At 42.9% G+C, this 13,096-nt stretch carries 14 protein-coding genes; 10 read left to right on the plus strand and 4 right to left on the minus strand.

The window, feature by feature from the left end; all coding sequences use genetic code 11:
• Positions 1 to 27: 27 nt before the first annotated feature.
• The 5 genes from SOO65_RS11870 to SOO65_RS11890 all read left to right on the plus strand — a co-directional run bounded on the left by SOO65_RS11870 (position 28) and on the right by SOO65_RS11890 (position 4,147).
• A complete protein-coding gene (locus SOO65_RS11870) occupies positions 28 to 741 on the plus strand; it encodes a DUF3050 domain-containing protein (RefSeq protein WP_321389992.1) in 714 nt (237 codons plus the stop codon).
• A 33-nt stretch (positions 742 to 774) separates the two neighbouring features.
• Entirely contained in the window at positions 775 to 1,746 is a 972-nt protein-coding gene (locus tag SOO65_RS11875) for a trypsin-like serine peptidase (protein WP_321389995.1), read from the plus strand.
• Between the two features lie 148 nt (positions 1,747 to 1,894).
• Entirely contained in the window at positions 1,895 to 3,130 is a 1,236-nt protein-coding gene (locus tag SOO65_RS11880) for a hypothetical protein (protein ID WP_321389998.1), read from the plus strand.
• 83 nt (positions 3,131 to 3,213) lie between these two features.
• Positions 3,214 to 3,528, plus strand: coding sequence for a hypothetical protein (locus SOO65_RS11885; RefSeq protein WP_321390001.1), 315 nt, complete (start codon positions 3,214 to 3,216; stop codon positions 3,526 to 3,528).
• A gap of 49 nt (positions 3,529 to 3,577) precedes the next feature.
• Entirely contained in the window at positions 3,578 to 4,147 is a 570-nt protein-coding gene (locus SOO65_RS11890) for a YqaA family protein (protein WP_321390004.1), read from the plus strand.
• Positions 4,148 to 4,181: 34 nt separating this feature from the next.
• Here SOO65_RS11890 and SOO65_RS11895 read toward each other — a convergent pair whose 3' ends face one another.
• The 4 genes from SOO65_RS11895 to SOO65_RS11910 are packed head-to-tail and all read right to left on the minus strand — an operon-like array spanning position 4,182 to position 8,631.
• A complete protein-coding gene (locus SOO65_RS11895; protein WP_321390007.1) occupies positions 4,182 to 5,702 on the minus strand; it encodes a cytochrome c biogenesis protein in 1,521 nt (506 codons plus the stop codon).
• Positions 5,695 to 7,311 (minus strand): cytochrome c biogenesis ResB family protein, encoded by a 1,617-nt coding sequence (locus tag SOO65_RS11900; RefSeq protein ID WP_321390010.1) that lies wholly within the window; start codon positions 7,309 to 7,311, stop codon positions 5,695 to 5,697. Before SOO65_RS11900 ends, SOO65_RS11895 begins: the two co-directional genes overlap by 8 nt.
• A 31-nt stretch (positions 7,312 to 7,342) precedes the next feature.
• Positions 7,343 to 8,008, minus strand: a complete 666-nt coding sequence (locus SOO65_RS11905) for a heparan-alpha-glucosaminide N-acetyltransferase (RefSeq protein ID WP_321390013.1) — start codon at positions 8,006 to 8,008, stop codon at positions 7,343 to 7,345.
• Positions 8,005 to 8,631 (minus strand): hypothetical protein, encoded by a 627-nt coding sequence (locus SOO65_RS11910; protein ID WP_321390016.1) that lies wholly within the window; start codon positions 8,629 to 8,631, stop codon positions 8,005 to 8,007. Before SOO65_RS11910 ends, SOO65_RS11905 begins: the two co-directional genes overlap by 4 nt.
• A gap of 48 nt (positions 8,632 to 8,679) precedes the next feature.
• Here SOO65_RS11910 and SOO65_RS11915 point away from each other — a divergent pair, with 48 nt between their 5' ends.
• From SOO65_RS11915 to SOO65_RS11935, 5 genes are all read left to right on the plus strand, one after another.
• Positions 8,680 to 9,336, plus strand: coding sequence for a hypothetical protein (locus SOO65_RS11915; RefSeq protein ID WP_321390019.1), 657 nt, complete (start codon positions 8,680 to 8,682; stop codon positions 9,334 to 9,336).
• An 82-nt stretch (positions 9,337 to 9,418) separates the two neighbouring features.
• On the plus strand, positions 9,419 to 9,871 hold the full coding sequence (locus tag SOO65_RS11920; RefSeq protein WP_321390022.1) for an N-acetyltransferase: 453 nt from the start codon (positions 9,419 to 9,421) through the stop codon (positions 9,869 to 9,871).
• Positions 9,872 to 9,926: 55 nt separating this feature from the next.
• A complete protein-coding gene (locus tag SOO65_RS11925) occupies positions 9,927 to 10,373 on the plus strand; it encodes an SWIB/MDM2 domain-containing protein (protein WP_321390025.1) in 447 nt (148 codons plus the stop codon).
• A 109-nt stretch (positions 10,374 to 10,482) separates the two neighbouring features.
• The gene (locus SOO65_RS11930) at positions 10,483 to 12,192 is read left to right on the plus strand and encodes an ABC transporter substrate-binding protein (protein WP_321390028.1); all 1,710 of its coding nucleotides are present in this window, start codon (positions 10,483 to 10,485) and stop codon (positions 12,190 to 12,192) included.
• 68 nt (positions 12,193 to 12,260) lie between these two features.
• Positions 12,261 to 13,034: a M35 family metalloendopeptidase gene (locus SOO65_RS11935; RefSeq protein WP_321390031.1), complete on the plus strand. Its 774-nt coding sequence runs from the start codon at positions 12,261 to 12,263 to the stop codon at positions 13,032 to 13,034.
• The last annotated feature ends 62 nt before the right edge of the window (positions 13,035 to 13,096 follow it).

Below are 13,096 nucleotides of genomic sequence, written 5' to 3' on the forward strand. Positions count from 1 at the left end.
TATAGTGCCCTCACTTCGAGGACATTTATGGAAGCCATCAAACTTAAGCAAAAAGACCTTACTCATCACCCTGTCTACGGAACATTTCAAGACCTGGAATCGATTCGTCACTTCATGGGGTATCACGTTTTTGCAGTCTGGGATTTCATGAGTCTTTTGAAGTCTCTTCAACGTCACATCACATGCGTTTCTGTTCCCTGGAGACCTAGCACCTATCCGGCCGATATGGTCCGTCTGATTAATCAGATTGTTCTAGGTGAGGAGAGTGATGTGGATCAAGACGGGAAACCTATCTCTCATTTTGATTTGTATCTTAAAGGTATGGAAGAAATCGGAGCTAACACCGAAAACATCAAAGCGTTTCTCGCCTCTGGAAATTTAAATCTTATTCCGGCCGGCGCTCGAGAATTTGTGGATCACAATTTAAAAGTTGCCCAGGATGGTCACGTCGTTGAAGTCGCAGCGAGCTTCTTTTTTGGACGAGAAAAGCTCATTCCCGACATGTTTCAGTCAATTGTCGACGTATTAAAGAAAGAAAACATTTCAGCTCCTACGTTTTTATATTATCTTGAAAGACACATTGAAGTGGATTCAGGAGAGCATGGACCGCTCGCTCTAAAGTGTTTCGATTATCTGGTTGGAAACGATCCAAAGTTAAAAACGATGGGTCTGGATGCTGGATTGAAGGCACTGGAAATGAGGCAAATGCTCTGGGACACCGTTCTTAACGGACGAGTCTAGTCCAGTTCTCAAGCTTTCTACCTAGAGACCGACATGACCAATATGAAGTACTACCAAGTTCTTCTCTGTACATTATTGATCACGGCCTTTACTCCGGTGAAGATCGAAGAAAAGATGGATGCCTACCGAGGTCTCGCCAGCTCGTGGACAATTGTGCCTTCTCGAAGTCTAGCAGGTCTTCATTATCTCTTTAAAGGCTACAAAATTTCTGAAGAAGAAGGTCTGGTTAAAGTAACTGGCCCGGTAGTCGAAATCACCAACAATGATCAACTTAGTGCCAAGGTCTTCAAAGAGGGTTACGAAAGCGAAATGGACCCGGAAGACTTTGAAGAAGAGCAGTTTCTTGCTCAATCCGTCTTTGAGGCCACGACCAGAACCGGAACCAGTGTGGGCACGGCCTTCTTAGTGGGACTTAATATCGTTCTCACTAATCGCCATGTGATGGCCTACACTCCGACTGCTAAAAATTGGAGCTGTGGAAAGTTCTCTATCAAATTAAATCATCGTGAAGAGCGGGTTGAATGCTCAAAAGTTCGTTGGTGTAGTCCCAAATACGACTACTGTGTGGTGGAAATGCATCCCATGAGTAATGGGCTCCCCATCGGCACAGATGTAAAACCTCTTCGTCTAACGAAAAAAGTTCGCGCTGATAAAGATGCTTCCTTACTTCACATCGGAAATGCAGCTGGTCTGGGAATCCAAGGTTCAAGTGGCCGCGGCATTAAGATCAAAGAAGGAGAGTTCTATCATTACGTTCCGACCTTAAACGGCTCCTCGGGAGCTCCGATTTTTAATGAGCGTCGTGAAGTGATTGGGATCAATTGGGCCCACACAGGTGACAACTACATCGCTGATACATCTTTTAATCGTGGAGTTCTCATTTCTACGATCTTTGATGAACTCAAAACCTTCCAGCCAAAAACCCTCCGTGACATCAAGAGCTTTAAGTCTTGGTACCACCGCATGTTCAATCACCGTCAGGTGAAAATCGATCCGAAAGACTGATTAAAGTAGTTTGATTGTAAGAAAATAATAGTCATCTTACCTCATTTCAACTCCTTCCGAGATTGTCTTACCGTTTGGGTCTTCGATAGCATTAACTACTACATTGAATAACCAACGGAATGGTTTTTATAAATTAAGGAGGATATGCATGTCCCGTTTATTAACATTGGCCATGGGTCTGGCACTCTCTGTGTCGGCATTCGCTCAAGACCTATCAATTCAAGGCTTCAACGAACGCTTCACACTAGTAAAAAATGAACAAGGTGTTGTCACGACCGTAAAATTAAAGAAGGCAATCACTCGTTTCACGATTAAGCCGTTCATTGAACAGCTTAAGAATGATCTTAGACTTGAACAGAAAAACTTCATGAACCTAACTGACAGTCAGGTTGAGGCCGAGATCGATGACATGCTTTATGGAATGGGTCTTGATCCATATTCAAAAGCTCAGGGCAATCAAGAAGCTCAGAAGATCAAAGAATCTCTTCTTAATATCCCAAACATCAACGTAAACAATACATTTGCTGAAGTTCTGGCACCAAAAGACTTCTGGAAAGAATTCGAAACAAAACTTAACGAAGCTTTCCAATTCGTTGATCCAACAATCCTTGCAAACCTTGAAGATCCTCGTTTCTTCTATAAGAGACAGGTGACTTACAGAGTTGTGGTATGGGCACTTGAACAAGCTAAGAAACACTTTGCTAACGTTCCGGCACTTAATATCGCAAGCTTCGTGATCGTTCGTGTTCACGACATGATGATGGAACAGCGTCACTTCCACCACAACATGCTTCTTCATTATTTCGAGTCACTTCCTGAGTCAAAACTTGGAATGACAAAAGAAGAAGTGGATCGCACTGTTTCTTCAATCTATGAATACCGCATTGATATGCTTGATATCTTCTCATCAAACAATGCTGCCCGTGACTGGTTAAACTTTGGTTTCCAACGTTTCTACCAGGAAGTTCGTACAGGTAACACTCGTATCAGAACTTGGGAAGGCCCGATGTCGAATGTTAACTTCGAAGACATTAAGAAGCTTAATTATGCTTTCGTAAACGTTACTGAAGCTGGTGCAAAGAAGATCTATCACCTTCACCACACAGCTCACCAGTTCTCGTCTAAGCCGGCACTTGCTTACGATTACTCAAATCCAAATCGTGTAAAACGTAACCGTGCTCTTCTTAACCTTGCGGGTGTGGCCCTTGGCTTCATCCAGATGCCAGGCTGGCTAAAAGGTAACGTAGACGCTTTCATCGAGTCGTTCTATGTGAAACAAGTTCGCACGGAAGGTGCTCTGGTTGGTTACTTTGAATCAACTGGTGATCAGGGTATGATCAATCGTATCTACGCTCAGAGAGCAAATTTCTACATCGTTCAGTAATAAAAAATGGGGCCCTTTGGGGCCCTTTTTTTTGGTCTTTTATCTCTGGATTAAAATATTTTAAGAGATTAGAATTCTTCTAAATGAAATTATTGTTGGGTCTTCTCATCTCATTTTTTCTTGTCTTTTTTGCCTCATCCCGGGATTTATCCGGAGTGGGCGATGGCCATTTTCGTCTTGATAAAAAAACTGTCGTTAATAATTCCAGACTGGTCACTCCTCAAAATATCATTCAGAAAAAGCAACTGCATCCAGCGGGCGACGCTCTGGAATTCTTCAATGTCACGCCTCAGAACCTTTTGAATCAAAATGGATTTCTGTCCAATTATAACTGCCGAGAAATTTCGAATTTCATTTCCTCAGGTGCAAAAATTTATCAACAAATGGCCTCCGCTTAATCCCTTCAAACGTTCTAGTCACTACTACAACTGTTAATTTAGGGATCACATGCTATTTGCAAAGTTACATCAAAAGATTCAGAAGTATATTAAATGGCTTGAGCAGTTTGCGGACAGGCCCTGGTATCCATTATTGATTGGATTTTTATCCGTACTGGATAATTTTCTGATTGTTATCCCGAACGATGGCATTCTGGTGGCGAGCTCAATGCTCATTCCAAAGCGCTGGTTTATTTTTGCTCTCTTTGTCTCGGTTGGTTCAACTCTTGGCTCCGTTTTATTTTCGGCCTTTGTCGAGATGCAGGGACTACCGTGGATCCAGGAATACTATTCAGGAATTACAGAAACCCAGATCTGGATCTGGACCGAGAGGTTTTTTGATAATTACGACATTCTGATTGTTTTTGTCGTGGCGATTTTACCTATTACTCAACATCCGGTTTTGATTCTGGCGGGGCTATCCAATACACCGCTAGTAACGTTAACGATTGTGATCTTCATTGGAAGATTTTTGAAGTTTGTGTTGATGGCCTATCTGGGATCGCATTCGCCGAAGCTTTTGAAGAAGATTTGGGGAATGCAGGACGAGTTAAAAGATGCAGGAATGAATATTGATTAGATAAAAAAAGGGCCCGTTTTAGGGCCCTTTTTATTTAAGCAGTCTTTTTCATTTTAACTGTTCCGATCACGAGAATCACGATCTGAACCAGGAAGAACGTTCCAAGGAAGATCGCTCCACCTTCTGAGAACCCGTAAGAGTGAAGCCCTGAAGCGAGGATGTAATTCACACCAAACCACGCCATCATCACACTCATAAACGCTCCGGCAACCAGGGCAACGAAGCGGTGTGGAGGAATCCAGCTCGTGTATTTACCGTGAAGGATCGCCATATAAACCAGAAGTACAATCAGTGACCAGGTTTCTTTCGGGTCCCAGCCCCAGAAGCGGCCCCATGAGTAGTCGGCCCATACGCCACCCAGGATAACTCCCGCGGCCAGCATCACCACACCAACTTTAATACAAGTGTAGATCAGGTCTACCTGATAACGATACTCAGCTGAAGTCACAGTCGAGAAACGGCTTCTAAGAAGAAGCGAGTTCGCAATTAACCATGAAAGGGCAAGTGCCGCGTATGAAAGGATCACGGTTGAAACGTGAGTTGATAGCCAGAAATTATCACGAAGAACTGGAACGAGTGGTGAAATACCTTCATCCAGCATCCCGTGAGCAAATTTCATCATGAATAGACCCAGGATATTGCAACCAAGGCCCGCCAGTATGAATACGATCTCTTTTCTGAAAGCAAAAATAATGCAGCTGATCACTAGGGCACCAAAGCCCGAGAACATCACTGTTTCATACATATTTGTGATCGGAGCACGACCTGAGATCAAAACTCTCAGGGTCATAGATGCGATTTGCAGGGCGATAGTGATGACGGTGAAGATGGTCCCCGGGATTTTATTCTTCGTTACCACAAACGCGATAATCGCAAGTAATGAGCTAATGAGGGCCCATACAAACAGGTTCCACTTAAAGTATTTAAGCTCCAGCATGTAGTGGTCGCCCTTAACACCTAAGTAATCAGACTTGGCCTGGCCAAGGAGGAATGAAACGGGGTTTGAACCTCTTCCGGCCGCACCTTCAACTCTTTCCTGAGTCATGAATTCGCCAATAGAAAGGAACTTGATCTTGTCCGCTTCCTTTACCGGGATGGTCCAGGCGCGACCATTTACAATGGCGGCATATGTTCCAAGGCGAGAATTAACTTTTGAAAGTTCTTTCTTATAAGAGTTGTTCTCTTTAAGCTGAGCAAGTTCAGTTTCCATAATGCCCACTTTCCCTTCAAGTTCTGAAACAGGAATAGTGGTTTGATCTTCTTTCATGCCTAAAAGTTTTCTCACATCTACGTGATCAACTTTGATGTTTACTGGAATTTCCAGCGGCATACCAAAGGCCTTCAAAGACAACTTACAAAACGCTGTCGTGGCGTCCATATCTTGAATTTTGCTCTCACCCGTCATGAACTTCACTGTATCCAGCGCCAGAACATAAAGAGGTTTTTCACGTCCGCCGGCCTGAACTGGGAAAGTATCAAGGTCAGAGTTACAAACGTTCATCTGAGCAAAAGCGCTCGAGATACTGATAAGGAAAATAACAATAAACTTAAGCACGGGCCTCTCCTGGTTTAGCGACCGTTTTTCTTCTCAGGATGTAGTGCCAGATGGAACCAAGTACCAAGAGAAGAGAACCAAGGTATTTCCAAAATCTACCTGGGTCGAAGTTCACACTTAGAACACTTCCAAAAGGGCCTTCATTCGTTTGGAAATATGAGGCCTGATAGAAAGTGAAGTTCTGATACTTCAAAGGGTGATTCATATAAACGTGATGTTTTTCTGAGCCTTCGTTACCTTTAAAGACGGTCACAAAAGACTCATAACTTGCTGGATTGTTCGTACCTGGATCAGTGTCCATTTTGAAATTATCCAGAACGATTTCGTAAGGGAGCGTGATGGTTTTCTTCGTCACCATGAAGGTCACGCGCTCACCATCTTTGTTATAGGCGATTGGTTCCTGAGAATTTACCCAGAAAGTATGTCCGTCCATCATTACTTCAACCGCTTTAAGGTCGCCCTTAACTGTCTGGCCGTTGTCCTGAACTGGCTTCACATAGCTTGGAACCATTGTTGGGTAAGCGTCACTTCTGTGTTCAAGAAGTCTTAGTTTGAATCCCATCCATGGAAGTGGAATTTCACCATTCATTTCCACTTTTTCTGAGACCCATTTTGAAGTGGTCTTATCAAAATAGGCGGCACTCTTACCGAAAAGGAAAAGATGAGGATTCTTTTCGAATAGCTTTTTACTAAAGATGCGATACGGAGAGTTCTCGTTGAGCTCCATCTTATCATTCAATGGAAGAGGAGACATTTCCGGCATGAAAGTAACTTTATCGCCTTTGAAGTCGATTTCCACCACGTCTTTGCCGGCAAGATTCTTCCTGCGTTTAAGTTCTGCTGGAGTCGGACTCTTACAATCAGTGGTTTCACCGTTCCAGACAATCAAACCATCCGGAGTATTGTTACTAAAACAAGCAGCGAGATTAAATGGCATATAGTGCACATTTAATAGACCCAGTTGTTGGGTGTTACTGAAGTCTGATTGAGGATGAAGACTTAGGGTAATAAATTCCCCGAAGTTCTCATTATATAGACGGTACCGAGATGAGGTCTGAGTTTGGTCTTCAATCTTGGCCGGAAGCCAGTCTTGTTTGTTTTCAGAAAACGGAAGGAACGTTCCAAGTTTAATTCCTTCATACTCGTAGCCAAGATTCTTAGGACCGGCCACATAAGGAAGATCAACTGTTACTTCCTTGCCCTTTGAAGGGAATTGAATCTTTAACTCATCCTGATTGATCTGAACCTGACGGGCCGGAAGATTTGGCGTCAAAGTCACAGTTCCATCTACACCTGACTGATAGGTCACGTAAGAACCTAGGAACAGGATGATCAGCCCCGCGTGGATGACATAAAAACCATAAAGGTGTTTTTTCATCGGCAGCCTGATGAGGGTCGCGAACAGAATAGACAGGAACATTCCAAACTGGATGCCCATGAACCAAAGCGATTTATAAATTAATCGATTGGCGTATTCCGTGCCGTGATAGGACTCCATAAAGGTTCCGTATCCCAAGGCGATGGCAAAGAGGAGTATGATGACTACAGCGAACTTAAGGTTACCGAAGAAGAGTTCTACTTTTCGGTAGTAAGAAACTAAGGTGTTCATAGAGGCCCATAATTTCTCACAAAAATTACGCTTACACTAGCTGAGAAACCAACCAAATTGAGCCAAAAATGATGGGCTGATGAATTAAGTAAATCTTCAATGAGTGCTGGCCCAGAAAGTTTAAAAATTTATTCGGTTTCATCTGCTGCAGCACTGTATTTCTTGACAAATAAGGGCCCACTAGAATCCCAAGTAAAATGGCCCAGAACCACGGATAGATAGGAATGAAATCCATTGATGGTTTTTGAAGGATCGAAGAAACCCAGCGGATGTCATAGTGAAGGAGGTATTGCAGCACTAAAATGGCCGCTAATAGGCCCCAGGCGAGCTTTCGGTGATTCACCACAAGTGCACCCAGGATCGAACCCACAAAAATGCAATGGAGAGTTCCAAAGAAAATCCATTGAGAAGGAAAAGCGATATAGCTTCCGATACTCACGGCAAGTGCCGCACCACCAAGTTTTAAGCTTCTCTTATTAAGTGACTTCCAGTTGATCTTCGGTCGATGCCCGTAGTTAAGAGACATGCCTACGCAAAATAAGAAAGTGAAAGCAATCACGCGAGGAAAGGCGTACCAGAAACCCTCGGAGAAGTTCCAGGTGACGTATTGAAACATTTTTAAATCGTAGGCAGTGTGGAAAATAATCATCCAGATCACGGCCAGTCCACGCAATGAATCGAGAAAAACCGCTCTCATTTCCCCTCCGGATAATAGATAAAGACAGGGCCATCCACTTTTAGAACGATGGTGCCTTCTCCAATATTAGAGAGACCCAGACTGGATAATGGATAAACAAAAGTTGATCTCGGAATAGGATATTTGCATTCACCGGTCATTTTCACAGTGACTTTCTTTAGAGTTCCCAAAGAAAAAAGACCTTCATGACGAAATTTCCAATCACCCGCACCTAAGAGATGAAAAGAAATTTTTCCATCTGCTCCATAAAAGATGATCTGAGACTCCGGATGATTCTCTAAATAGGTCAGCGCCTCGCCGAGATTAAACAGTTCATGATCTCTTCTTCCTCCCAGAAATCCCCAGAAATGGAACTTATAGAGGAGATTTTCCCCAAAAAAGCTCAATGCTAGTGCTAAATCAGACTGATTTTTATCTACCGGATGCTTATATTGATGTTCGCAGTTCACTTTTTCCGTGTAGGAATCAGCGTCGCCCACCCAGATATCTAGCTTAGGAGAGTGATGAGCACCACCATCAACGGCAATCAGAGGAAAAGCAGATAGAGTATTCGGAACAACTGGACCCATGGGGCCCACGAAGGTCCATTCAGTCATATTAGTAAGAGAGCTTGGCAAGATCATAAGAAGTATCTTAGCCTTGAATGCACTTCATGAGTAGGAGGAAGAGTAGTGTTAAAGATAAATTCTGAGCGTGCCCGCAAAGTTATAGCGAACCCAAAATATATAAAAAGTGAGTTGTCTCCCATCATGAAAAGATTCCCCGGTGATGGTCTTATCCTCTGGGTAGGGCTTGAGTGGGAGGGAAATATCGTCAAAAATTTGTCATTTTACGGAGAGCTTGGTGATGCTCAAAAAATAATTTTTGAATCTATGGCCAGTCTTTTGATTGGTAAACCAATCACCAGTTTAGACACTCTTTCGATCCGCGAATGCGAGGCCTTTTTACGAGATAGAAATTCAGAGGCCGCCTTCGAAGGAATGACAGATTCCGATGAAAATGAGCTCAAAAAGGTCTTCACCTGGATTCGTCAGTGGCCCAAGCATGTTGATGCAAAAGAATATCATTTCTCCTCTGAAAAAGGGCCTTTTCACACATTGAAATTGGTGGATAAAATTCGTGAGATTAAGGCCTTTTTAAACTCTCCGGAAATTCTTACATTGTATCAAAATCTGGCCCGCCCAGAGCTAGTTGACGTTGAAGATCTTACGGTTTATATCCATGCGCCTTACTCATCCCAGAGGGAAAAAAGCCTGTTCGAAGAGCTGCATATCCTGGGGGTAGAGGCCTTCCAAGAGGAGAATTTGAACTTTATTCCTGATGCTTAGAAAAAAATCTGTTTGATAAATTGAAATTTTTATTACTACAATAGGTAGAAGAGCTGTTAAGACAATTATTCAAAAGAAGAAAATGGAAGATACCAAGCCGTTAGTTTTCAAAGAAGCGAAGAAAGAAGAAGAGGTCGTGAACCTCTCTAAATTCGATATTCAAGCATTCACTGATACCCAAGATTTCTCTTGGTCATTAGACAATATTAAAAAAGAAGTTAAGACAGGATGGAAGCTTTTCTCTGTAACCACAGATGAAGAGATCGTTGCTGCTGTTCTTATGAGAAAAGACGGGGACACTCTCTTTACTAAGAACACTCCGATCAAAATGGCGTTCCAAGGGAATGGTTTTTCCCATCAGATTAAGAATTTTTACGAAGAAGAAGCTAAGAAGCAGCAGATTCGCAGAGTAGTGAACTACTGCCCGGTAGATAATTTCCGTATGATTGCCCTGAACGAGAGTCATGGCTATAAGAGAACGGGAAATGCTTTTGGTGTAAGTAATAATATAATCGAATGGGTAAAAGTCCTATAGAAAGCCAATAACAACAAAGGGAATAATATTTCCCAAATTAGACGGAGGAATTTTTATGGCTAAGAAGACAACAAAGAAAGCTGCTGCTCCAAAGAAAGCAACTGCTAAGAAAGCTACAGCTAAAAAAGCTGCTGCTCCTAAGAAAGCTACTGCTAAGAAAGCTGCTGCTCCAAAAGCTACAGCTAAGAAAGCTGCTGCTCCAAAAGCTACAGCTAAAAAAGCTGCTGCTCCTAAAAAAGCAAAATCAGCTCGTAAACCAAATGCTGCTTTCATGAAGCCGCTTAACCCTTCTAAAGAGCTTGCTGAAATCGTTGGTGCTTCTGCACTTCCACGTACAGAAGTTATGAAGAAAGTATGGGCTTACATCAAGAAGAACAACCTTCAAGATGCTAAAAACCGTCGTGCAATCAACGCTGACGATAAGCTAAAAGCTGTATTCGGCGGTAAAAAACAAGTTACTATGTTCGAAATGACTAAACTTGTTTCTAACCACCTTAAGTAGTCTTTACTAAGATTTTCTTAAAGAGAGGGGGACTTCGGTCCCCCTTTTTTATTTCCAATCCCCACAAATTTAGCGATGATTTCTTCAAATTTTTTTGAGGAGTTTCACGATGAAATTGTTAGCAGCACTTTCGTTAGTAACTCTGTTTTTAGTCGGTTGTACTAAGAGCAAAGTATCTGACGTTAAAGAACTAAACCTTCTCTCAGTTATGAAGGTTTCTGGCTTCGATCCGGCCCTGGGCGGCGATATGTACACTTCTGCCGAAATGGGGAAGGTGTATGAAGGTCTATTCGAATTCCACCCTACAAAGCGTCCATATGAGCTTATGCCAAACCTTGCTGAAGCTCTTCCAGAAGTTTCAAAAGACGGTCTGACATACACTTTCAAAATCAAGAAAGGTGTAATGTTCAGAGACGATCCTGCTTTCCCAAATGGCAAAGGTCGTGAGCTTAAGGCCTCTGACGTTGTGTACTCAATTAAGCGTCTGGCCGACGTTAACGTTCGTAGCCGCGGTTGGTGGTTATATGACGATAAAGTTGAGGGCCTAAACGAATGGCGCGATAGAAAAGGTAAATACGAAGAGGAAGTTTCAGGTCTTAAGGCCCTGGATGACCATACTCTTCAAGTAAAAGTGAAGAAGCCGTATCCGCAACTTCTCTACGCTATGGCGATGCCTTTCTCATTCATCGTTGCTCCAGAAGCTGTTAATCACTATGGTAATGAGTTCATTAACCACCCAGTGGGAACAGGTGCGTTCATTCTTAATAAGTATGAGCAGAGTAATACCATCGTTTATCACAAGAACCCTAACTACCGTGAAAAGTACTTCCCGAATGAAGATGGCAGCAAAGGTCTGCGTGTTCCGGGTGTAGACAAAATTACGGTTCACATCATTCTTGAGTCTCAGCCTCAGTGGCTTCAGTTTAAGAAGGGAAAACTTGATATCTCAAACATCCCTAAGGACTTCTTTGAAGAGACTGTAGGTCCGGATAAACAACTTAAAGGCGAGCTGAAAGATAAGGGCGTTAAGTTGGATTATATGCCAATGCTTGACGTAACTTTTTACGCTTTCAACCACGAAGATAAAACATTCAAAGACGTGCGCGTTCGTCGTGCAATGTCTCTTGCTTACGAGCGTTCTGAATCAAACCGCCTGTTCTATAACAGCACAGCGATGGTTGCTCAGGGTGTGATCCCTCCAGGAATGGGCGGATACGATGAAAAATTCGAAAACCCATGGGTAAAATTCGACGTTGAACAGGCGAAGAAACTTATGGCCGAGGCCGGTTACCCAGATGGTAAAGGTTTCCCGGAAATCACAGTTCAAACGGTGAATGATACTGAAGCTCGTCAGGGTATCGAGTTCTTCGCTAAGTGTATGGCAAGAATTGGTATCAAAATCAAGATCGGTACAAACACATGGCCTGAGCTTGTGAACAAGGTTTCTAAGAAGCAGCACCAGATGTACACCATGGCATGGGGTGCGGATTATCCGGATGCTGAGAACTTCCTAGGTTTACTATACTGTCCTTACCAGGCCCCAGGTTCAAACGGTTCTAACTACTGTAACCCTAAGTTTGATGAGTTGTTCAGAAAGTCGACTATCATGCAAGACGGCCCTGAGAGATCTGCTCTATACCGCGAGATCAATCAGATGGTTTCTCAAGATGTTCCTTGGATCTTTGGTTTCCACAGAACCAAGTTCACTGTGACAACACCATGGGTTCGTAACTACAACTTCATGGAGTTTAACCACTCTCAATATCAATACCTAAGCATTGATGTTGAAGCGAAGAAGAAAGAAATTTCAAAATTCTAATGAGTTAGGGCCCGGGTTTCCGGGCCTTTTTTATTTAATCAATTCAGTCAACCTTCCGATAAGAGGGCATGGGAAAATGCCTCCTTCCTACCTTATTCTTGATTCTTTCAATCACTGCTTTCGCAGATGAGTTCTATGAGTTTAAGAAAGGGGACCCCATTGAGCATGTTTTGCAAGTATTACAAGACCCCATTGAACCCGTCGTTTACTGCACAGAAGAGTTTGAAAAGTTCAAAGTAAGTAACTGTGACGCTGAAAAGAGCGCCATCATTTTTAATCTCTTCGATGAGAACTATAAGCTCATCTTCAAGGTCGACAGTCAGATTCAGCGCTATCGTGATGTCCCGGAAGTTAAATCCGATCCAAAACGCATGAAGGATCTGAATAAGATCAGCGATACCTTACGTTGCATGAAAGACAAGATGAGCAACGCTCAGGTGACATGCCAAACCAATCGCTCCCTTGGTTGTTTAGATAAAAAACGAGTCGCTTACGTCATGAATTTGCCTCAGTTTATGAGGAAGAATTTGAATTTATGTCCACGTTACTGGAAAGAAGAAGATGCGCACGAAAGGGCCGGAGTGATGTTTCATGAGATCTCTCACTTCTGTGGGACGATCGATCATCAGTACTATTGGAAGTTAAATGATGCTCCTAATGAAAAGAAGCTGGTTAAAAATTCTACTCGTCTGACCCGTCCAAATGGTGAGCCCATTTATCCGGATCACTTAAAACCACCGGCCTATTATCATGAGGACATTGCTTGCACTAATGCAGATTCATATCGCTATTGGGCCGATAATGGTTTCTGTCTGCCTGGTTACGACTGTGCGAAACGATAAATTAAAGCATAAAAAGCAGTATTGCCGCTCTGGTTTTAAGTTCCCCAACTAGCACTCCGAAA

It is taken from the genome of Peredibacter starrii, assembly GCF_034259205.1.
GTDB lineage: Bacteria > Bdellovibrionota > Bacteriovoracia > Bacteriovoracales > Bacteriovoracaceae > Peredibacter > Peredibacter starrii.

Bases quoted from the DNA above. Each gene is read 5' to 3' on its own strand.
- SOO65_RS11905 (WP_321390013.1), bottom strand. From the start codon at position 8,008: ATGAGAGCGGTTTTTCTCGATTCATTGCGTGGACTGGCCGTGATCTGG.
- SOO65_RS11880 (WP_321389998.1), top strand. From the start codon at position 1,895: ATGTCCCGTTTATTAACATTGGCCATGGGTCTGGCACTCTCTGTGTCG.
- SOO65_RS11900 (WP_321390010.1), bottom strand. From the start codon at position 7,311: ATGAACACCTTAGTTTCTTACTACCGAAAAGTAGAACTCTTCTTCGGT.
- SOO65_RS11885 (WP_321390001.1), top strand. From the start codon at position 3,214: ATGAAATTATTGTTGGGTCTTCTCATCTCATTTTTTCTTGTCTTTTTT.
- SOO65_RS11925 (WP_321390025.1), top strand. From the start codon at position 9,927: ATGGCTAAGAAGACAACAAAGAAAGCTGCTGCTCCAAAGAAAGCAACT.
- SOO65_RS11870 (WP_321389992.1), top strand. From the start codon at position 28: ATGGAAGCCATCAAACTTAAGCAAAAAGACCTTACTCATCACCCTGTC.
- SOO65_RS11875 (WP_321389995.1), top strand. From the start codon at position 775: ATGACCAATATGAAGTACTACCAAGTTCTTCTCTGTACATTATTGATC.
- SOO65_RS11910 (WP_321390016.1), bottom strand. From the start codon at position 8,631: ATGATCTTGCCAAGCTCTCTTACTAATATGACTGAATGGACCTTCGTG.
- SOO65_RS11935 (WP_321390031.1), top strand. From the start codon at position 12,261: ATGGGAAAATGCCTCCTTCCTACCTTATTCTTGATTCTTTCAATCACT.
- SOO65_RS11930 (WP_321390028.1), top strand. From the start codon at position 10,483: ATGAAATTGTTAGCAGCACTTTCGTTAGTAACTCTGTTTTTAGTCGGT.
- SOO65_RS11890 (WP_321390004.1), top strand. From the start codon at position 3,578: ATGCTATTTGCAAAGTTACATCAAAAGATTCAGAAGTATATTAAATGG.
- SOO65_RS11920 (WP_321390022.1), top strand. From the start codon at position 9,419: ATGGAAGATACCAAGCCGTTAGTTTTCAAAGAAGCGAAGAAAGAAGAA.